18 protein-coding genes and 1 pseudogene are annotated in these 21,747 nt (G+C 38.7%); 6 read left to right on the top strand and 13 right to left on the bottom strand.

Annotated elements, in window-relative coordinates:
- Positions 1–31: 31 nt before the first annotated feature.
- On the bottom strand, positions 32–847 hold the full coding sequence (locus AC4E8C_RS12530) for a hypothetical protein (protein WP_490207025.1): 816 nt from the start codon (positions 845–847) through the stop codon (positions 32–34).
- A gap of 178 nt (positions 848–1,025) precedes the next feature.
- Here AC4E8C_RS12530 and AC4E8C_RS12525 point away from each other — a divergent pair, with 178 nt between their 5' ends.
- The 3 genes from AC4E8C_RS12525 (at position 1,026) to AC4E8C_RS12515 (ending at position 3,510) form a co-directional block, all read left to right on the top strand.
- Positions 1,026–1,274 carry a hypothetical protein gene (locus AC4E8C_RS12525; RefSeq protein WP_490207024.1) on the top strand — a complete coding sequence of 83 codons (249 nt, stop codon included), beginning with the start codon at positions 1,026–1,028 and terminating at the stop codon, positions 1,272–1,274.
- Positions 1,275–1,426: 152 nt separating this feature from the next.
- Positions 1,427–1,633: a hypothetical protein gene (locus AC4E8C_RS12520; protein ID WP_490207023.1), complete on the top strand. Its 207-nt coding sequence runs from the start codon at positions 1,427–1,429 to the stop codon at positions 1,631–1,633.
- A gap of 434 nt (positions 1,634–2,067) precedes the next feature.
- Positions 2,068–3,510 carry a L,D-transpeptidase gene (locus AC4E8C_RS12515; RefSeq protein ID WP_490207022.1) on the top strand — a complete coding sequence of 481 codons (1,443 nt, stop codon included), beginning with the start codon at positions 2,068–2,070 and terminating at the stop codon, positions 3,508–3,510.
- A 200-nt stretch (positions 3,511–3,710) separates the two neighbouring features.
- Here the strand turns inward: AC4E8C_RS12515 and AC4E8C_RS12510 are convergent.
- Positions 3,711–3,850 (bottom strand): annotated as a pseudogene (locus tag AC4E8C_RS12510) (sulfite exporter TauE/SafE family protein); the annotation flags it as partial.
- A gap of 172 nt (positions 3,851–4,022) precedes the next feature.
- On the opposite strand from AC4E8C_RS12510, the gene AC4E8C_RS12505 reads away from it, so the two are divergent.
- Together AC4E8C_RS12505 and AC4E8C_RS12500 are read left to right on the top strand one after the other, a co-directional pair.
- Positions 4,023–5,498 carry a flavin monoamine oxidase family protein gene (locus AC4E8C_RS12505; RefSeq protein WP_490207021.1) on the top strand — a complete coding sequence of 492 codons (1,476 nt, stop codon included), beginning with the start codon at positions 4,023–4,025 and terminating at the stop codon, positions 5,496–5,498.
- Between the two features lie 250 nt (positions 5,499–5,748).
- Positions 5,749–6,681: an LCP family protein gene (locus AC4E8C_RS12500; RefSeq protein ID WP_490207020.1), complete on the top strand. Its 933-nt coding sequence runs from the start codon at positions 5,749–5,751 to the stop codon at positions 6,679–6,681.
- 70 nt (positions 6,682–6,751) lie between these two features.
- Here AC4E8C_RS12500 and AC4E8C_RS12495 read toward each other — a convergent pair whose 3' ends face one another.
- Together AC4E8C_RS12495 and AC4E8C_RS12490 are read right to left on the bottom strand one after the other, a co-directional pair.
- On the bottom strand, positions 6,752–7,288 hold the full coding sequence (locus AC4E8C_RS12495) for a DUF6241 domain-containing protein (protein ID WP_490207019.1): 537 nt from the start codon (positions 7,286–7,288) through the stop codon (positions 6,752–6,754).
- Between the two features lie 313 nt (positions 7,289–7,601).
- Positions 7,602–8,591: an NAD(P)H-dependent flavin oxidoreductase gene (locus AC4E8C_RS12490; RefSeq protein WP_490207018.1), complete on the bottom strand. Its 990-nt coding sequence runs from the start codon at positions 8,589–8,591 to the stop codon at positions 7,602–7,604.
- Between the two features lie 298 nt (positions 8,592–8,889).
- Here AC4E8C_RS12490 and AC4E8C_RS12485 point away from each other — a divergent pair, with 298 nt between their 5' ends.
- Positions 8,890–9,894 carry a DUF3231 family protein gene (locus AC4E8C_RS12485; protein WP_490207017.1) on the top strand — a complete coding sequence of 335 codons (1,005 nt, stop codon included), beginning with the start codon at positions 8,890–8,892 and terminating at the stop codon, positions 9,892–9,894.
- Between the two features lie 127 nt (positions 9,895–10,021).
- On the opposite strand, the gene AC4E8C_RS12480 is transcribed toward AC4E8C_RS12485, so the two are convergent.
- The 9 genes from AC4E8C_RS12480 to AC4E8C_RS12440 all read right to left on the bottom strand — a co-directional run bounded on the left by AC4E8C_RS12480 (position 10,022) and on the right by AC4E8C_RS12440 (position 21,563).
- The gene (locus tag AC4E8C_RS12480; RefSeq protein ID WP_490212418.1) at positions 10,022–10,672 is read right to left on the bottom strand and encodes a vWA domain-containing protein; all 651 of its coding nucleotides are present in this window, start codon (positions 10,670–10,672) and stop codon (positions 10,022–10,024) included.
- 78 nt (positions 10,673–10,750) lie between these two features.
- A complete protein-coding gene (locus AC4E8C_RS12475; protein WP_490212417.1) occupies positions 10,751–11,749 on the bottom strand; it encodes a macro domain-containing protein in 999 nt (332 codons plus the stop codon).
- 235 nt (positions 11,750–11,984) lie between these two features.
- Positions 11,985–13,688 (bottom strand): acyl-CoA dehydrogenase FadE, encoded by a 1,704-nt coding sequence (locus AC4E8C_RS12470; protein WP_490212416.1) that lies wholly within the window; start codon positions 13,686–13,688, stop codon positions 11,985–11,987.
- 63 nt (positions 13,689–13,751) lie between these two features.
- Complete coding sequence (locus tag AC4E8C_RS12465; RefSeq protein WP_490212415.1) at positions 13,752–14,531, bottom strand: enoyl-CoA hydratase/isomerase family protein; 780 nt, start codon at positions 14,529–14,531, stop codon at positions 13,752–13,754.
- A gap of 21 nt (positions 14,532–14,552) precedes the next feature.
- On the bottom strand, positions 14,553–15,407 hold the full coding sequence (locus AC4E8C_RS12460) for a 3-hydroxyacyl-CoA dehydrogenase family protein (RefSeq protein ID WP_490212414.1): 855 nt from the start codon (positions 15,405–15,407) through the stop codon (positions 14,553–14,555).
- A gap of 188 nt (positions 15,408–15,595) precedes the next feature.
- Entirely contained in the window at positions 15,596–17,803 is a 2,208-nt protein-coding gene (locus AC4E8C_RS12455; RefSeq protein WP_490212546.1) for a helix-turn-helix domain-containing protein, read from the bottom strand.
- Positions 17,804–17,936: 133 nt separating this feature from the next.
- On the bottom strand, positions 17,937–19,520 hold the full coding sequence (locus AC4E8C_RS12450) for a class I adenylate-forming enzyme family protein (RefSeq protein WP_490212413.1): 1,584 nt from the start codon (positions 19,518–19,520) through the stop codon (positions 17,937–17,939).
- Between the two features lie 28 nt (positions 19,521–19,548).
- Entirely contained in the window at positions 19,549–20,730 is a 1,182-nt protein-coding gene (locus AC4E8C_RS12445) for an acetyl-CoA C-acetyltransferase (RefSeq protein WP_490212412.1), read from the bottom strand.
- Positions 20,731–20,966: 236 nt separating this feature from the next.
- Positions 20,967–21,563 carry a hypothetical protein gene (locus AC4E8C_RS12440; RefSeq protein ID WP_490212411.1) on the bottom strand — a complete coding sequence of 199 codons (597 nt, stop codon included), beginning with the start codon at positions 21,561–21,563 and terminating at the stop codon, positions 20,967–20,969.
- Between the last annotated feature and the right edge of the window lie 184 nt (positions 21,564–21,747).

Genomic DNA, 21,747 nt, shown 5'->3' with positions numbered 1-21,747 from the left:
TCTCAAATCGATCCATTCAATTTAATATAGTCTATTTTATCTTTTCACATTCCTCTATTAACTTCTCCGTCTGCTCGATTAAAGTGAACATTTCCTGCCAAGAGTTTTCTGTATTGATAGTTTGTGAATGAGCTAAATTATTACGCAGGTCTTCTAATTTTTTAAAAAACTTCTTCCCTTTACTTTTGTTTTCAAAACCCAAAAGCTCCCTCAGCGGTCCCTCATTGAGAATGATGTCCCGCTTATCACAAATCTGCAAACAATCACTTAATTGAATAGCTTCATTCTTAGATTTTCTAAGAGAGAATAAGTCCTCTGCTATAATAATCCGCCTGGGATTTAAATGATGCTTCCAAGTTTCATTGGGAAAATAATCATGGATAATTCGATACAGGTGCATTTCTAATAAGGAGATCAATCCAAATAATAACATTCGAATCGGCGGCTTTTGAAGATCTGCAAGTGTGACAACTTTTGTGATCCTATTTCCTTCTAGGACAAAAATTCTTTCAGTTTCTTTAAAGATAAAAAGTGTATGTAAAAGTGATGTTGATTCCGAGACAAGTTCAGTAGGACTAAAACTCCGATAAAACTCTTGGCAGCTTCCTTCCTTCAGTTCATCTCTTACCACATAGCCCATGACAATCCCCTTATTCTCCAACCCCAGAACATCATAGTCTTTTATCACCATCATGTTTTTAATACTAGAGGCATCATCAATGTGATTACACGTGACTAATGTTTCAGCAATGCTATTTACAGTAATGTTTTGTTCATATAGGGAACGAAGATTTTGGTACGAGCTCATTTTATCTCTTTGCTGTGCTGGAATGACAGGCATCATCATTACCTCCTTAAAGGTTCTTTCGTCTTCTAATTACAGTGTACCATTTCAAATGAGCTTATATTGTTTTATTTATTAGAGTAGAAGCTACTAAAATAGGTAATTTCTATACGTAAGTAAATGGTTGTTTACGAAACGAGAAATCGTGGTAAAGAATGGAAAAGGAAAGGAAGAATCCAACATGAAATATATCTTGCTAAAAAGTAAAAATAGGAATGGTAAATATAGATACAAAATGGAAGGAACTATAGAAGCGTCTTCCTTGGAGGTTGCAAGTAGTCTTGTATACAAAAAATTCAGAGGAGAAGTCAACAAAGAGAATGGTGAAAGATACATTATCATCCCCTACAACAAGAACATAGATGTTAATCAACATAACCTTCCCCTATTAAATGGTCAACCCTTTAGCATAGTGCATTATCGCGAATAGGGTGAAGATTTATTTCCAAGAAATGTGCCAGCAGCATTTAGATATTTAGGGATGAATTAATACATATGTGTACAAGTCAGCGGTTTAAAAAAGCATGCTCCTATTTGTATGTAAAACATAAAATGATAAAAAAGTAATTGGATGGTGGTAGCATGCCCACAATCATTACGGGTACAAACGGACCCATTTACTTAGGATACCCTTCTCCAATGTTTGGCGCTTGGAATCAGTTATTACACTATCATCCTAATAAAATTCAAATTGGACATAGTATCTATTACTTTACACCAACCCTTTATGGGTATCCTGGTGCCTTTCCATATCTAGGTCCGTTTGTCCCATTTCGATTAATAACTTGACCGGTTTGGCAATGTATGTAAAATAATTAGTTTTTTAAAACAGACGATTAATTTTCGTCTGTTTTTTTATTTGGCTCTGTTAATCTTATTTGTTGATTTCCGCTCCAGGCGCTTCGCTTTCCGCGGGCGTGCCGGGGAGCCTCCTCGTCGCTGCGCTCCTGCGGGGTCTCCCCTGCCCCGTACTCCCGCAGGAGTCTTCGCGCCTTCCGCTCCAATCAACGTGCTTAAAAATCAACATTAATTTTTCACACAGCCTTTCATTTAAAAATAAATTTATGAATACACAAAAACTGACAAGGTTCGACTATGATATTTAGTAGAATAATTGTATAAGTTACAATTTTGCAAAAATACTGTAATCTATGACATAAATACATAATTTTTGAAAATAACATATTAATAGCTTAAATATCATCTGGGTTGGAGGAAACTTAATGGAAAGCACAACAGTAATGAATGAAATGGACAAAAAACGCGGAAATTTAGTAAAGTGGTTCGCAGACTGGAGGATTATTACCGGAAGTCTCCTCTTCATTATCGTGCTCTTAATTGCATCAGTCTGGTACTATCAAGTAAGCCATTTTAATTCACATATCAAGATTAATGGGATAAAAGTCGGTGGAATGACCGCTGATCAGGCACTAAAGAAATTAAAAACAACTATATTGAAAAATACCGTCTATGTCGGAGATCAACAAGTTTTCGATGGAAAAGATACAAAGATGGGATTTATAGAAAGTGACCTGCCCCAAGTCAAAAAAATATTAAAGGGACAGAGGACGTTTTTTCCTTCTTCAAAAGCTAAGAATTATTCTTTAATGCCCAGTAAACAGGATCAATATCGAAACCAGACGTTAAAAAAAATGGTAGAAGAAAAGTTATTAACCATGAATCAAAGTTTAAAAGCCCCACAAGATGCGGTGGTTCGTTTGGAACAAAGCAAAATTGTTGTCACTAACAGCGGTAGCGGAGAACAGTATGATGTCACCAGTATTTTGAAGGACTACGACAAACAAGAATATATTAGTGAAATCCATCTTAACCCAGTATACCTACAGCCCATTAAAGAAGATAGTGAGTACGTAAAAAATCAACAGAAAAGACTGGAAGAATTTCTTATGCAGACCGTTGATTATAAGGTTCAGGATAAGGTTTATACGTTAACAGCGGGCGAATTAATTAAAAATGCATCTATATCAAAAGATTTGCAGATCAAGATTGATGATGAGGGTGATATTAAGAAAAAGATTGTTGAAATTAACAATACCCAATCCACATTAAACAAGGATATCTTATTCCAGACCCATTCTGGATCGGTGGTTTCGGTTAAAGCTAAAGGCTATGGCTGGGCCATAAATGTCGATAAAGAAATACCGCGTATTATGACTGCTTTTGAAAATGGGGAGAAATCGGTTTCCGCTTCTAATATTTATGGAAATGGCTGGAAAGGTGAAGGCTATGGATATGACACTATCGCGAACAATGGTATTGGCGGTACGTATGCTGAAGTCTCCATAGCAGAGCAGCAAATTTGGATATACAAAAATGGGAAATTAATGGTTACAACCAAAGTGGTTACTGGCAATCAAAGTACTCAACATGGTACATCACCCGGAGTGTGGTATATCCTTTATAAGAAAACACCCTCCGTCCTAACGGGCAGAGAAAACGGAAAAATTACGTATCAGACACCTGTTCAATATTGGGTACCTTTTACGAATGACGGACAGGGATTTCACGATGCTAACTGGAGGTCAAATTGGGGTGGTAATATATATCAAACCAATGGATCGCATGGCTGTGTCAACACCCCGCCAAGCGTTATGAAAACGGTGTTTGACAATCTCAGCACCAATGATCCTGTTGTCGTTTATTGATGCATTAGTAAATACTGCCAGAACAGTCCTTGAATAATTTATGGTTCTTTTTTAGATGCTTGCATGAAATCCTATATTAAAAGGAGATACATTCATCGTGTTTCTCCTTTTTTTATTATTAAGGACTCCCTCAATCCACAAGGTTAGCAAATCTTAGTATAAAAAAAAGGGGCAAGCACCCCTAACATAAAATATTTTAATGATGAGAAAAATGACACGTATTTAATAAATTTCCAACCGGCAATAGTCATTCTAGTGGCATCTTTAACACTGTCAGCATAATTGGTACCAATAGGAATGCACCTTCAGCACTAACGATCCTAGCGCCAATCCCAACGAGGGATGTGGATTTTAGTTTGGAGTGAAGGAAAGAGCCTTTCAAACTATTGATTGACTCAAGGAACAGGATTCAACCAGCTTAATCTCTAACCATTCCTCTTCATATAGAAAGTACATAGCGATCTCTTCAAATGAATACAATGGTATAAAACATTTCATTAGGGGGAGATGAGATGCCTGAAACCAATTTTAACAAATTAACGGACCAACAAATGATTAGTATTATTAGAAATGGGCTTTCGAAGACGAGTGTACCTAAGAATATTACAATTGTCGGTGCAGGACTTGCAGGGCTGGTTTCAGCATCATTATTGAAGGAAGCTGGCCACAATGTCATTCTCCTCGAGGCCGCTAACCACGTGGGTGGTCGTACTTATACAATTCGCTCCCCTTTCCACAATGGACTATACCTTAATGCAGGTCCGATGCGTATTCCTGATGCCCATCATTTAACCTTAGAGTATATTAAAAAATTAGGGTTACAATTAAATGTGTTCATTAATCGAACGCCTGTCGATATTCTATATATCAACGGAATTAAAACGCGTCTTACTATTTTTGAACGGTATCCAGATATGCTAAACTTTCCTGTTGCCCCAAATGAAAAAGGGAAAAGCGCAGAGGATCTTTTAAATCTAGCCTTACAGCCCATTATTGATTTTATTAACAAAGATCCAGTAAATAACTGGAATATGATTGAAAAAGAATTTAAGGACTACTCACTGGGTTCTTTCTTAAAATTTTACCATTATCAATATGGAACTACTTTTTCTGAAGGCGCGGTTGATATGATCGGCATACTACTTGATTATGAGGCCTATATGGGAATGTCATTTCTTGAAGTCTTGCGGGAATTGGCCCAGTTTAGAACAGACCGTTACTATGAAATTACAGGTGGAATGGATCTGCTCCCAAAAGCGTTTCTACCACAGTTAAAGGATGTCATTCGGTTCAATCACAGGATGACGAAAATTACCCAATATTACAACCAAGTATCTATTCATTCCTCCCATCCCAACACGGTTGCTCCTTCTTCCACCATAACTAGTGATCTAGCGATTATTACAATCCCCTTCTCCGTTTTACGATTTGTCGAAGTGGAACCCTACCATTCTTTTTCCTACTATAAACGCCGTGCGATTCGAGAATTAAATTATATGGCTGCCACCAAAATCGGTATAGAGTTTAAAAGCAGGTTCTGGGAACGATGGAATCAACGCGGTGGCAAGTCGATTACGGATTTACCCATCCGCTTTACGTATTACCCAAGCCTAGGTATTGGTACAAGTGGACCTGCTGTGGTAGTGGCAAGTTATACATGGGCTGATGAAGCGTTGACATGGGATGGTCTATCAAATGAAGATCGTATTCAATACGCGTTAAAGAATTTAGCTGAAATTTACGGTGACCAAGTCTATTCTGAATTTGTCGTAGGGACATCCTTTAGCTGGGTTGATAATCCATATTCTACAGGAGCGTTAGCCACCTTCGAACCAGGTCAGGAATTCGAGCTGTTCCCCTATGTATCTTTGCCTGAAGGAAGAGTGCACTTTGCCGGTGAACATACAACCCTTACCCACGGGTGGATGCAAGGTGCAATTGAATCAGGTATACGAGTAGCCTTTGAAGTGAATAATCTACCAAAGTAACAAATGAAAGAGAAGTAATGGAGGAAGAGTTGCTCTACTCGAGCAGCTCTTTTATTTTGTGAAAAATAGATGAGTAACAGTTAAAATATGAAAATGTAATCTGATAGTAAAAATGTTGAAAACAAATTATGGGATAATCAATACTTCAGGTGGTTTAATATTGTGAACTCAATCTACTTTTTTCTGTTCAGGAATGAAAAAATAGGGTAAATTTAATTGTTATGTAGATAGTGAACATTCAACTTAGGTGGTGCAAACTTTGACACGGTCGAAAAAGAATAGAATTAGAGTAAGATGGAAGAGAGTGTTTGGTGCCTTTCTTCTCTTAGGAATTTTCATGTTTGGTCTTTATCATCTATTTCAGTACATAGAAGGAACAGTAAATACCATACATAAGCCACTTAAAAAGGTGGAAGCCAAAGAAGCTTTTAAAGGTGATGAACCTAAATTAGGTGCCGTTAATGTCCTCTTATTAGGAAGTGACTCACGGGGAGAAAAACAAGCTCGAACAGATACGATTATGGTTGCCCATTATGACCCAAAAACTCATAAAATAAAACTTATTTCACTTATGCGGGATATGTTGGTCACAGTACCTGGGCATGGTCAGCAGAAATTAAATGCAGCTTATTCGTTTGGCGGCTCTGAATTACTAAGGGAAACAATTAAGGAAAATTTGGATTTAGATATTCATTATTATGCCATGGTAGACTTTAAAGGGTTTGAAAAAGCGGTCGATCTGCTTGTGCCGAAGGGAATTGAAGTTAACGTACCATATGAAATGTCTTATGGAATCGATACGACAATAGAAAAAGGGAAACAAAAACTGCATGGTAAAGAGCTGCTCGGATATGTTCGATTTCGTCATGATCGTCTAAGTGACTTCGGACGAATTCAGAGACAGCAAGAAGTAATATCAAAATTAACAAAAGAAGCCGTAAGTTTACATAGTGTGGTAAAACTCCCTAAATTAGTAGGTCTCTTGAATACATATTTAGAAACAAATATCGATAAGTCGACCCTATTAATGATTGGAAAAGATGTGTTAACAAAGAAAAGTGGAGATGTAGAAACCATCCGCATCCCTGAAGACGGCAGTTTTGAAAATAAACGGGATGAAGAACTTGGTGACGTCTTAGTGGTAGACTTCGAGCAAAATAAAGCAGCTCTCCAAAACTTTTGACACATGGGGACGGTTCTCCTGCATGGTTTTAGTTAGTGCACGAGAACCGTCCCCACGCATCATTTCTCAGCTATTCAAAGTGTTTCTTTCGATACTCTGCCTGCTCTTTTTCACTGAGTAATCTTGTTGCCTTCCCTACTGTACCATCTTGAAGCTTCCAAATTTCATTATGGTCTGAAACAGCATCACTATAATCTCCTGCTTGCCATTTCTTTAGGATGCTGATGTATAAATCATCAAAATCCAATTCATCCTTATTTTGCTCAAGAATCACTAGTAATCTATCAATTCTTTCTTGGGTTGGTTCTAGATGACTCCATTTCTGCTTAGCATAGACTTTAGCATGGCTCATGGAATGGATGGAGTTTTGTATTTTCTCTTCAGATATATCCAGCGGTAATTCTCTCTCCACTTTTGTTCCAGTTTCCATTTGACCTTGGTCATCCACAGCTTCAGCAGTTGTGGTCACTGAATCGGTTCCGGCCTTGTCTTCAACTTTCTCACCCTGTTTGATTTCCTTTGATCCTATCAAACTAGTCGAAACATAATATCCCATTACCAGGACAAGTGCGGCAACTACTATTATGATGATAGATTTATTTTTCATAACAATCCCCCTCAATGGTAGATTTGACCTGACAAACGGACTAAATCTTTCCTAAACTCCGGAGTATTTACCATAACATAAACTTGAAATTTGCTGTTGTATTTTATTTCGCATGCTTGGTGAAAATGGTGTCCAAGGTTGACCAAATTTAAGAAATAATGACTTACACATCTGGATTAATAAAATCAAAAGGAACTTAGTAACTTTCTCCTTTTCCATTCTCTAAAAGAAAGAGGCTGCCCCTGAAGGCAGCCGTTTTATTTTGAATGTACTATGCTAAATTTCTGTTTACATAACATTATTATAGAAACGCCTAATCAAGTTGATTTAGAGCAAGAGAACCGTCCCCACGCATCATTCTCTCTCGTGCAGTGGTATACTCTTGATGAAGTTTGTTTACGTATTCGGCTGTACTTGAAATTTTGTTTATAACTCCAATGCCCTGACCGCTGCCCCAAATATCTTTCCAAGCCTTGGCCTTACCATCACCGCCAAAATTCATTTTGTTTGCATCACTTTCAGGCAGTGCATCGGGGTCTAAGCCAGCAGCTTTGATAGACGGCGCAAGGTAGTTGCCATGGACACCCGTAAATAGATTGCTATAGACAATATCATCAGAAGTAGCTTCCACAATCGCCTGCTTATAATCTTCAGCAGCCCTCGCTTCATGTGTGGCAATAAATGGGGAGCCAATATAAGCAAAATCCGCTCCCATCGCCTGTGCGGCCAAAATCGCGTTTCCGTTAGCTATCGACCCAGATAAAGCGAGCGGGCCATCAAACCACTGCCGAATTTCCTGGACCAAGGCAAATGGACTTTTAACCCCAGCATGACCGCCTGCTCCTGCAGCAACTGCAATCAGCCCATCGGCGCCTTTATCAATCGCCTTATGAGCGAACTTGTTATTAATCACATCGTGAAAAACAACGCCTCCATAACTGTGTGCAGCCATATTAACTTCTTCGCGCGCCCCAAGAGATGAAATAATGATCGGAACTTTATACTTCACACATAATTCCATGTCATGTTCAAGTCGATCATTGCTCTTATGGACAATCTGATTAATGGCAAACGGCGCGGCGGGACGCTCTGGATTACGGGCATTGTAATCTGCAAGCTCTTCAGTTATTTCCGCGAGCCATTCATCAAGCTGCGATGCTGGCCGTGCATTTAGTGCAGGCATTGAACCAACTATCCCTGCCTTACATTGCTCAATAACTAGCTTTGGATTACTAATGATGAAAAGTGGTGCTCCAATCACAGGAATCCTCAAATGATTAAAGATTGACGGAATGTTTGACATATGTATTAACTCCTCCATTCATACTATGGTTCAAGAATACTAGGTTAATAGTGTAAATCTACGCAAAAAACGATATGAAGAAAACGTTTACTTAAAGTAAAATTACCATATTATGTGGTATATCGTCAATTCTATTCAGAAACTTCAGAAAAATTAAAGGTCTTTTTTGTATCAAACTACCATCTGTTTTTCAAAAATTAATGAATAATCTCCCCCACTTTCTATCTAAAAAATTTTTAAATGTATAATTTTAGGAATTGGTGACACTCTACTATTTAGTATTATTTAGGAGGCATTTATGGTGGTTAATCATAAGATTAGATTATCTAGTCCTGAAATTGGCGGCTTATGGGGGTTATATATACAAGAAACAATGTCAGTATGTTTATTAAAATATTTCCTTCATCATTTACAAGATGATGAAATCAAAACCATCCTTCAAAAAGCATTGGAGATTTCACTTGAGCATTTACAACAGATTAGCTCCATCTTTTCTCAAGAAAAAATCCCCTTACCACAAGGGTTTTCCGATGAAGATATTGATTTAACCGCACCGCCACTTTTTCACGATCTATTTGCCCTAAGTTTTGTTTATTCCATGAGTCGAATGGGCATGATCAACCTTTCGTTCATCACATCAAATGTTGCAAGACCTGACGTGCTCAAGTTTTTTACAACTACTTTAAAACAAGCTTCAGAACTTTATACCGATTCCACTACCTTAATGCTATCAAAAGGAATATATGATAGACCGCCAATGATTAATTATCCTAAAAAAGTGGAATTTATCGAAAAACTATCCTATATTGATGGTTTAATGGGTAAAAAAAGACCTATAAATGCAATCGAGCTCATGGAAGTATTTTTCAATATTGAACGAAATTACTTTTCTATCTTGCTTTGTCAAGGTTTACTCCAGGTGGTAAAAGACAAAGAAATAAAAACTTATATAAAGAATGGAAAAGATATATCGGAAAAGCAAATTAAATTTTTTAATGAAATCTTAATAAAAGAAGATCTCCTGGGAACGGTTCCAGTGAGTATGGAAGTAACAGATTCAACCACGTCGCCCTTTTCAGACAAACTCATTGTATCACTCTTTCATTTCTTGAATTCCATTGATATTACCCTTGTTGGTCATGCTTTGTCTTTATCGATGAGAATCGACTTAGCAACGCATTACAGTAAATTTATGACCGAAATTTTACTCTATGCAGAAACCGGATTTAACATCATGGTCAACAGAAAATGGCTCGAACAACCACCACAAGCAACTAATCGAAGCGCTTTAGAGAAAAGATAATCAACAAAACGCTAGCAAAAAAAAGAAGTCATAATAGTCTAAAAGGGCGGGAAACCAGGGACTGTTAACAACAACCTGTCGAGCAACAGCTCCTGATCCCGCTTTTCCTTATGTGGCTCCTTCTAATCTAATTTCTTGAGCGCCGATTATAATCCCTTTCAATTCCTTCTTTCCAGCTTCGATTTAATTTTTTGCCGCTACGGAGGCTGGTGACGGCTTCACTTACTGCTTCATAATTTAATTGTGTTCCGACATTGTCAGCTTGATAATCCACAGCAAAGTCCTCATCAATACCAAATCGTGAAGCAGTGGAAATGGCATCTATATTGGCTCCTAAGAACATAAATTCCCAGCTAAAATTCTCTTTTTGAAACTGGACCATTTTTTTAATTTTATCAGCTGAGTATTCTTGGCTGGCATTCTCCATTCCATCGGTTGTAATAACAAACAATACCTTATCGGCACGTTCTTCCTCACTAGTTCGCTTTTGGACATTGACTATTTTTTGAATGGTTGAACCAATGGCATCTAATAATGCCGTCGTCCCGCCGACTTCGTAATCGTTTTCGGTAATCGGAGAAATCCCCCTTACATTGATTCGGTCGTGTAATAATTCATAACGATGATTAAACAAAACAGTCGTTACCAATGCTTCACCCTCGGCGTTTTGCTGTTTCTTCAGCATCGCATTAAAACCGCCAATCGTATCTGTTTCAAGCCCTGCCATCGAACCACTTTTATCTAAAATAAACACTAATTCCGTTACATTTCTTTTCATCCTTATCATCCTCCAATTATTGATAAACCTAGGATAACAAGATTTGAATAAAAAAAGGTCGCTTAGAAAGCGACATTTTTAAGCACCCAATAAGCTTTGATCAAAAGCGAATAAGGCTTGATTAATTTCATGAATATTATAGTTTGCTTGTTGAATAAAGTACTCAATAATCACATCAAATTTACTGCTTCGTGACAATGTATATCCGGCAGTTGACAATAAATCGTTCGTTTCCTCCAAAGTCAATTGTAAGGAAATCGCAAATGCTATAGCTGTTTTCTTGGTAGGAGTATAGTCGACACTATTACGAATTTTCGAGAATAATTTACGGTCAATATTGGCTTTTTTATACGTCTCTACATCAGACATCCCTTTTTCATCGATGAAGTGCAGCAGCCGCTCAGAAAAAGATTCATCAAGCTGCTCCAATAAATCGACTAAAGACTCCGCTTCTTGATAGAGATCCTCTTGTAATATCTCAGCTTCCTGTCTTTGTTCCCATATAAATTCATCCTCACGGTTACGGGAAAAGGATATTTCAGCTTCCTCGACATAATGCTCATCGACAAATTGATGAATTGATGTAAATACCTTTTGGCTAATCCCAAAGGAACTTTTGTCAAAAACCACCAGATAAACAAGCATGTCATGTTTTAATAAAAAAGAACTAATGGCGGCGACAGCAATTTGTAAAGCTTCTTCTTTTGGATATCCATAAATGCCAGACGAAATCAACGGAAAAGCGATCGACTCACATTGATATTTTCTTGCTAGTTCCATAGAGTTCTCATAAGATGCCCTTAACAGTGCTGCTTCTTGCTGACCCCCGCCCTGCCAACGCGGGCCAGGTGTATGGATGATATATTTAGCATTCAACTGGAAGGCATCGGTTATAACGGCCTCTCCAACCTCACACCCGCCAATTTGATTGCAAGCTTCCTGAAGCTTACTGGCCCCGGCCGCTCGAAAGATGGCTCCACAGACACCGCCTCCCATTTTCAGTGAGGTATTCGCGGCATTTACGATTGCATCTGCCTTGACTTTGGTAATATCTTGGCGGATCATTTCCAATGGCATAACTATTTCCCCTTTTACCTATGAATAGGTCCCTTTTTTCTAAATCTACCACAAAACTTTAATTTTTCAACTCACTGTTCTCAACCAGTTAATCATTAACCTGCAAGGTTTATAGTTTCCATATTTTGATTAATGATAGACTTTATAAATTCTGGTTAACGGAAAAAGCTGCAAACCCTTTTAAAAAGGAATTTGCAGCTTTTACGGTTATTTTCACCTATAATTTCTTCACAAATTAACAATGATAGCGTTCTTTATCAATGATTAGATCAGCAATTCTACGTTTAATCAAAACGATATCTACTGAACTGCTTTTTATTAAAAGACTGGCGCTTCGGGAGAAGTACTCTTCTTCCCCTAAATGGTTAATCAAGTTTAATGCTCTAAGTGCAAGCTGCTGCGACGTTTCATGTGTATATACCTTTGTACAATCCAGCTTCAGTCTATGTGGATCTTCGCCTGTTTTTAGGATTGATTTTTCCGTCCTCAAAATGGAGCTTTCTACTGCATAAATGGCAATAACCAGATCTGACAAGAAAGCGGCAATCTCTTGTTCTATATTAAAATTACTTAACGAGTGCCTTTCTACAGATTGAATGGCAGCATGAAATAGCTTTTTCATAAGTTGAAGGACTTGCTTTTCCCATTGAAGGACTTCATTCTTAACTTCGGCTGCTTCAAGTGAATCCTGATAATTCTTCAACACTGTGGTTGCGATGAGAATTCGGTTGATTTCATTCGTTCCTTCAAAAATACGGTTGATTCGGGAATCACGATAAAGGGTTTCGACTTCATATTCCGCCATGTACCCGTATCCACCGTGAATTTGTACGGCTTCATCTACAATAAAATCCAGGGCTTCAGTGGACAAAACTTTATTAATGGAACATTCTACAGCATAACGCGCTATGGTTTTCCCGTAATCATCTCCGGAAAGTTTCATTTCCTCAAATCCAGCTTGCATTTCAGCTGCAGTCCGATAGACAGTACTTTCATTTGCATACGTTTTAATGACCATATCAGCTATTTTCGTTTTGATTATATTAAAAGAAGAAAGTGATTTTCCAAACTGTTTACGTTCATTTGCATATTTTACGGCAAGCTCGATGGCCCGTTTGGCTGTTCCGAGGGAAGTAACGGCGATTTTATGGCGGCCAATGTTCAAAACATTAAAGGCGATGACATGACCGCGTCCTATTTCGCCGATCAGATTCTCAATGGGCACTCGAACATTTTCTAAAATGAGCGATCGTGTAGAGGAGCCTTTTAACCCCATCTTCTTTTCTTCCGCACCGGTAGAAACCCCATCGTACGATTTTTCTACAATAAAGGCGGAAAACTTCTTACCATCTACCTTTGCATAGACAATAAAAATATCAGCAAAGCCAGAATTCGTAATCCACTGTTTTTCTCCGTTTAGCACAAAATATTTTCCACATTCAGATAAAATGGCAGTCGTTTTGCCACTCAGAGCATCTGTCCCTGCTGAAGGTTCAGTGAGAGCATAAGCCGCTATTCTTTCACCTGACAAAATATCTGGCAAAAACTGTTTCTTTTGATAGTCTGTTCCAAAATAAGCAATTGGTAATGCCCCAATCCCTGTCTGGCCCCCAAATGTCACTGAAAATGAACGGCCAACTGCCATTTTTTCGGCAATTATGGCTGCGCTCACCTTTCCTAACTCAAGACCGCCATCCTCAGAAGGAATATCAGCACCAATCAACCCAAGATCCCCTGCTTTTTTAATCAGTTTTACCGTTTCAGAAAATTGTTGACTTTCAATTGCTTCCAGCTTTGGAAAGACATCATTCATAACAAATTTACCGGCCATCTCTTCCAGCATTTCATGTTCATTATCAAAATCTTCCGGGGTAAACACACGATCAGGAGAAATTTCACTATTTAAAAAGTACTTATTTTCTACCTTATCAATTAGCAAGCCCTATCCCTCCACTGTTTCAACTGACTTTTAAATGGCAAACCCTTGCTTGGCATGGGCTTTTTATCTGCCGGCAAAAACCGGCTTTCTTTTTTCAACAAATGCCTGAAGTCCTTCTTTACGGTCTTCTGTCGCAAAGGCATTGGCAAAACAGGAACTTTCAATGATTAATCCAGACTCCATATCGGTATTCGCCCCCGTATTTACAGCCAACTTAACCATTTGGAGGGCAACAGGTGGCTTTTGAGCTAATTTTTGAGCCCATTCCTTAGCAGTGTCCAGTAATTCAAGAGCCGGGACTACTTTGTTCACAATATGCAAATCCAACGCACGCTGGGCATCAAACATTTCACCGAAATATAACAATTCTTTTGCTACTCCTTGTCCGACAATTCGTTGTAAACGCTGCGTGCCGCCCCCGCCCGGAATAATGCCAAGACCTACTTCTGGAAATGCAAATTTTGCCTTTTCCGAACTAATTCTTAAATCACATGCAAGGGCAAGCTCAAAGCCTCCGCCAAGTGCAAGGCCATTCAATGCTGCAATAACCGGTTTTGTCAAAGTTTCAATCTTTGAAAAAACTTCTCTGGAAGCTTTATTCATTTTATTGATCCCCACAAGGTCAAGAGACGCCATTTCGTTAATATCTGCACCTGCAACAAACGCTTTTTCACCGCTGCCTGTCAGAACAATTGCCCGGACTTCATCATTTGCTTCCAGTTCATCAAATAAAATCCCCAGTTCTCTGAAAACTTTGGTGTTTAAAGGATTGACTGGTGGTCGGTTGATGGTTACTATTGCAACATTCTTATCCAATTCATATAGTAAAAATTCAAAACTCATTGTTTACACCCTCCTACTCTATTATTCGTAATCGTAAAATCCTGCCCCAGATTTCTTACCATTTCTACCCGATCTCATGAGCTGTTTCAATAACAGCGGTGGAGCGAAATAATTGTCATTAAATTCATTTTTAAAATACTCCATTACATGATAGCCGATGTCGGCTCCGGCAAAGTCTTGCAGTTCAAATGGTCCCATTGGATAATTTAGACCGAGTTTTACCGCTTTATCAATATCCTCATAGGAAGCAACCCCCTCTTGTACGAGTTTAATCGCTTCGATAAATTGAGGGATCATAATCCGATTGACAATAAATCCTGGCGAATCTTTTTTAACTTCAACCGGTTCCTTTGATAGTCTTTTAGATACCGCTTTTAATTCTTCTACTGTTTCATCACTTGTTTTGTATCCACGAACGACTTCAACCAGCTTCATTAGCTGTGCCGGATTAAAGAAATGCATCCCTGCTACAAATTCAGGACGTTTGGTTGCAGATGCAATCTCGGTGATCGACATCGAGGAAGTATTTGTGGCCAAGATAACACCTTCCCGAACAATTTGATCTAGTTTTGAAAAGACTTCCTTTTTTAATGCTAAATCTTCTAAAACTGCTTCAATTACAAGATCAGCATCCTTAAAATCTTCCAGATTGGTAGTTGTTCGAATCCGGCCAAGTGCATCTTGTTTTTGCTCTTCTGTCATTTTTCCTCGTGCAACACTTTTATCCATAAAGCTGCTCATACGTTTTAAAGCGTTTTCCAAAAATCGTTCATCAATATCCCGAAGAATAACCGTAAATCCATTTATGGCGGCAAGGTTTGCAATCCCTCCCCCCATCGATCCTGCTCCAACTACACCAATTGTTTGAATAGCCATTATGCCATCTCCTTTATTTTTATTGTTTAAATTTTCTGTAAATAAATTATAACTCTTTCCCTTAACTTATTTGTACCTACAAAATGTCGGAAAAAAATCGTTTTTTTTCATCAAAATTACGGTATGAAAGTAAAAAGACTGATTGACTGTTAAACCTTTAGTAACAGACAATCAGTCTTTAATGACTCTTAGCTTAAACTTACGATTGAATTTCTTTCAATTTCTTTTCCATACATATCATAAAGTTTGAATGCCATCATTAAATTAAATCTCTCTTCAGCATCACTTAATTGCACATTTAAAAGAGATTCAATCTTCTCCAAGCGATAGAGTAACGAGCTTCTGTGAATAAAAAGTGCTTCTGCGGTATTTTTCACATTGCCATTATTCTGCAAAAAGGTATGTAAGGTATTGCATAAATCTGTATTTTTTCCTTCTGAATAGAATAGCAGCGGTCCCAGCTGTTTTTTTACAAACAAATCAACTGTCATAGAATAATTCAAATGATGAAGGATGGCATAGGACCCTAACTCTTCAAACAATGAAAAACCGATATGATGAAGCCGGCTATTCACAACGTTCAGAGCCTGTACCGCCTGTTGGTAACTCACAAAATAGTCATGGAGATCGGTTGTTTTCCCGCCTACACCCATATACACTTGACACGCAACTGAGGTTTCTCCAACCCAACTACTTATTTTTTGATAGAGATTTTGATGAAAATCTTTTGAATGATGGTTTTCCTGGTGAATGGGCACAATCAGAATATATTTCTCGTCATAGTACCCGGTTATAATGGAGTGATTATAGCTCGATAAATTGGATTTTATAAAATCCCAGACTAGATTTTTTTTCGCCTGCTGCTCAAAAAGATTGCTTCCCCTTGTTTCCCTTTCTTTCAGTGTAATGGATAAAACCACGAGCTGATGTCTCTTGAAAGGGTCCCATTCAAACAGGTTGGCATATTGGAGGATTCCATCCCGATCATCAATTTTTTCTGAAATCAGCCTGCCAATAAAGCTGTCTTTTGTCTGATCTTTTGCATCGAGAGAGATTTTTTGCTTAATAAATTGGATGGAGCAGATATTTTTGGCAAGTTCAATCGTCAGGTGATCAATTTCATCCAGTTCTGAACGTAAGCCTTTAATCGCCAAATAACCTAGCAAACTGCCGCCCCCGTTAATTTTCCAAAATGTATAAAAATCGGTGCCATCAGGGGTTTCCTTCGAAAAGACATCCTTATCTGCCAGATAATCAATCTCCTTCTTTCGGAATTTTAACATCTCATTTAGGATGGGTTCGATTCGTTTCCCTTTATCGCTCCCGAACGCTATCGGCCGTAAAAACCGGTCAAATAAAATGACTTGTGTTTGAAACAGACCTGACAGCTTTGCCGTAATTCCTTCAAAAGTATCTTCCTCTATGGTTTCTTTTACTAATGACTGTTGATAGTCTAATAGATATTGAAGGCGGTTTTTTTGTTCTTTTTCATTGTTAAACAGGCGGGCATTCTCCAAAACAGCCGCTACATGATTGGATAACATTCCTAAAAATCGCAGGTCAGAATCGGTAAAAGCATCTTCCCTATTATGTGCAATGTGCAATACTCCAACTGTTTTCAAATCAACGGTTAAAGAAACCGTTAATTGATTCCCGCCTACTTTTTCCAAGAAAGGAAAGTATTTATTCAGCATGTAATCTCCGTCAATCAAGATTCGCTGAGAATATTCCATCATTCCATAGGACGGGGCCTGAAAAACAAAGCAGTTCTCACGCTCATTATAAATATAAATACAGGCAAAATCTGCGTTAGTTCCTTTGCCTGCCTGCAACGTAAGCTCCGCAATCTGTTGTTCTAAGGGGGCATTGAGCGAAAGGGTTTTGTTGATCCATTCCATCCCTTCCAATTTTTTTAACTGGGATTTTTTTTGCCTGGCCAACCCCATCGCCGCTGCAATGTCTTTTCCAAATTCATCAAAAGTTGTCCCCATTTCTAAAAGGGGAACATAGTTAAAAAATCCTACCATACAAAATCCCAGCCGATCATCATGGTTAAACAAAGGTACAGTAAACCACGTTTTCACGCTTGCCTCTTTCAGTATTTTAGATAACAGGCAAACCTCTGGTGAATCTGCTTCTTCATATGGCAAAGATTGAATAAGTAGCTTGGGAGAGCAATGTTCAATAGGGAGTGGGAAAGAATCGGTCACTGAAGGGCATGTACCACTCCATGCTATTGGTACGAACTTCCCATTTTCGATCAAAATAATGCCAACAAAATCACAATATAACTCTGTTCGAAAGGAAGCTGTCAAATATTGGAGGACTTCTTCTTCCGTATCAAATTTAATCAGGTGTCTTGCTGTGGATCGTAAATGCTGCTCTAATTTTTTCATTAATTTGTCCTTGTTCGACACAGCTTTTTCCCCCATTATTGAAGTTATAATTTTATCTTACTAGAAAAGGTTTTATTTGAAAATTAATAATCTTTAAATAACAAAAATAGCCCTGATTTTCCAGGGCTACCTTTTACCGCAATTCCGCTTTTAAGGAATCTTTTAGCAGTGATTGAAGAGATATTTTCTTAATCTTTCCACTTGCGGTCATCGGAAACTCATCCATGATTAACAGCTTATCCGGTACTTTATAATCCGCTACATGCTGCTCAACAAACGTAATTAGTGCATCTGATTCTACAACAGTATTGGGTTTGAGTTTCACACAGGCGCAGGAAATTTCCCCTAATACGGTATCAGGTAAGCCGACAATGGCCACTTCCATTACAGCCGGGTGAGTGTAGAGAACCTCCTCTATTTCACGCGGATAAATATTATACCCTCCGCGAATAATCATTTCCTTCTTTCGGCCGACAATACGGAGATTCCCCAATTCATCTAACGTACCCATATCACCCGTGTAAAACCAGCCTTCCTCATCCAGTGCCTCAGCGGTTTTTTCTGGCATATTAAAATAACCTTTCATAACACCAAAGCTGCGGCATGCAACCTCTCCTACTTCACCTAGCGGTACATTTTCCTTATAATTATTGACAATTTTAACTTCTGCGCCTGGAAGTGCTTTTCCAACTGTTTCGGCACGAATTGTATCATCGTCATCAAAGCTGGTCATAGTCAGTGTTGGGGATGTCTCACTTAATCCATAACATACGACGACATCACAGCCCATTTCTTTACGGATTCGCTTTACCACTTCCACTGGACATGGAGCTGCTGCAATAATCCCTGTTCTTAAAGAGGATAAGTCATACTTAGAAAAATCTTTGTTATTTAACTCTAGTATAAACATGGTTGGTACTCCATGTTTGACCGTTATTCCCTCTGATTGAATCAATTCAAGTGCTGCCAGTGGCTTGTATACTTCCATCAAAACCATCCGTGCCCCGGAAGCAACTGTACTTAAAATACTTGGGACCAGTCCAAATACATGAAACACAGGCACAGCCACGAAAAACACATCGTCTTCGGTACATTTCATTTCTTCAGCGGTAATGATCGCTGTATTGACGACATTGCTGTGTGTTAGCATTGCTCCTTTTGGTGCACCTGTTGACCCAGAAGTATATAGAATGGAAAACACATCGTTTTGCGAATCAATGGGAACAGGTGTGAAACAAACCTCTTCGCTTCTTTCCATTAACTGCTCATAACTCATCAGACCATCAAGTTGACAGCGGACAGTCACTAATTTTTCTAAACTGGAAACATGTTTAATCGCGTTGGAAAATTGTTCATAATGATTCACTCCGCTGAACTCCTCCGTAAAAAAAGCAATCCTGGCTTCGGAGTTGGTTAAAATGTATTCCACTTCGTCCTGTCGATAGCGGGTGTTAAATGGAACAAGTACTGCACCGAGATGTGCAACAGCCATATAAATGACGACAAATTCATTCCAGTTTGGCAAACATACAGCCACCTTATCTCCCTTTTTTAGGCCTATATCTTGAAGGGATGCCGCCAATGTAAGAGACTCTCTCCATAATTGCTTATAGGACAATCTCGTATAACCGTCGTACAAGACCTCATGCTCTGGGTCTCTATCGAAAACGCTTTCAAGTAACTGTGAAACACTTTGTTTACTAAGGACCTTTTTCATAAAAACCCCCTGTTAATCTCACATTTTTTTAAAGCACTTCCCAAATAGCTGCAATTCCCTGTCCGCCCCCAATACATAAGGCAGAAGCACCGAATCGTTTATTTCTTCGTTTCAATTCATACAGTAATGAAAGACTGATTCTTGCCCCGCTAGCTCCAAGCGGATGTCCAAGAGCAACCGCACCGCCGTTTACATTGCCGATTTTCGGATTGAAGCCGAGTTCTTTTTGGCAGGCTAAGTATTGAGCAGCAAATGCTTCATTGATTTCAATCAAATCTAAATCCTCCACCTTCATGCCAGCACGTTCAAGTGCCTGACGAATCGCTGGTGCTGGACCGATGCCCATGTATTTAGGTTCGACACCGACAATTCCCCATGAAACCAGCCTTGCAAGTGGTTTTAGATTACGTCTTTGTGCATAGTCACTGGAGGTGACGACCATTGTAGCAGCCCCGTCATTAATTCCACTGGCATTTCCCGCGGTAACGACGCCATTATCTTTAAACCGTGCTGGAAGTTTGTTCAACACTTCGATTGTGGTATCCCGCGGATGTTCATCCCGATCGATGATTCTTTCTCCTTTGCGATGTTTAATCGTGTAGGGAACAATTTCCTCAGCAAAATACCCTTTTTCAATCGCAGCTAATGCCTTAGCGTGACTGCTTGAAGCAAATTCATCTATTTGGTCTCTGGTCAGTTCATATTTTTCGGCAAGGTTTTCTGCCGTGATGGCCATGGTACATTTACCGTATGGGTCATAAAGAGCCTCCCACAAATAATCCTCCATTGGTGCTTTTCCAAGCGGCAGTCCCCAACGGGCACCGCGAATAACGTGCGGTACTTGACTCATATTCTCCGCACCGCCGGCAATGCTAACCTCTGATTCTCCCAACTTAATAGATTGTGCTGCATTTACAATGGCTTGCAAACCAGATCCGCACAACCGGTTAACCGTTAAGCCCGGGACATGCTCCGGAATGCCTGCTTTTAAGGCGACATGTCTAGCCATATAGATGGCATCCGTACTAGATTGAATGACATTTCCTATCACCACTTGATCGACCTCTTCTGGTTCAATCGACGACCTCTTCATGGCCTCTTTCGTCGTGGCCACAGCCAGGTCAATGGCTGATGCATCCCGAAAAGAACCTCCAAATTCCGTAAAGGCTGTTCTCGCCCCATCAATTATCACGATTTCCTTGTTTCCCATTTCAGTTCACCTCTTATTTTTCGATAAATTGTGGTTTTCTCTTGTCATATTTCTTTGAAAGTTTTTAAAGTGAATATTTAGAATTCTCAATATTATTATAAAATTTTTAGATTTTTTATGACACCTTATTTTTAAGGAAAAACGAACCTCCTTTTCCGCAGAAATAACGAAAAAACACACTTCTCGTCTGTAAGCGTGTTTTTTGGATTAACTATATCTTTGGACTGAGTCAACATCTATTCATGCAAGAAAACTCCATTAGGGTCAACTGCATTTGTAGGAAAGCCTGTTAGGATGGCTTCTTTTATTGTTACTTGGTCGCCAACACTTGTTATGATCGAAGGAACTGACTTTCCAAACAAAAGGGACAGGTCTCGACTTAATCCATCCAGTTTTGTTTCCACTTCTAATTTTTCTATTTTACTATTTTCAGTGAGCGAATCGATTGCGTCCGTGTGGGTTTGCAGTTCGATTCTAAAATGATAGGGAGTGGTAATAAATGTTCTTCGGTCACCACGGTCTAATTCCCAATTAAGTTTTTCTGCATTTTCACAGATGAGCGATTGTTCATCTGCTGAGACTAAAAAGCCAATATGGTCAAACATAACCTTTTTTCCATAACCGAATGTAATATTGACTGCGCCTTTTCTTGCTTCAATAATCCGAAATAGTATCTTTTTGTCACGAAAATCATCCCATGTTAATGGTGGATGAAACGTTTGAAACTCACCTTCGTATTTACCGATCCGCTGCGATATGCGGAAACCGTTTTGAACATAAAATTTCTCCGTTTCTTCAAGAAAAGGAGTCCAAAAATGATAATGAAAAAGCATGAACGCCACCTCTGAATAGTTAATTCAATATGTATGATAAAAACCTTTTAAACATATCCATTATAGATTTTACAAAACCATCCAATAAAAAGCACTAAGAATATTCAAAAATCTTTCGGTGGACTGTTTTTTAGAAAGTAAACATCTACCTTTTAAAAACAGCAAAAAGGCCACCTAACAGTGA

The organism is Neobacillus sp. SRL179 (genome assembly GCF_984799095.1).
Note: the sequence above shows the minus strand (reverse complement) of the source record. Positions and strands in the feature narration are given on the sequence as shown.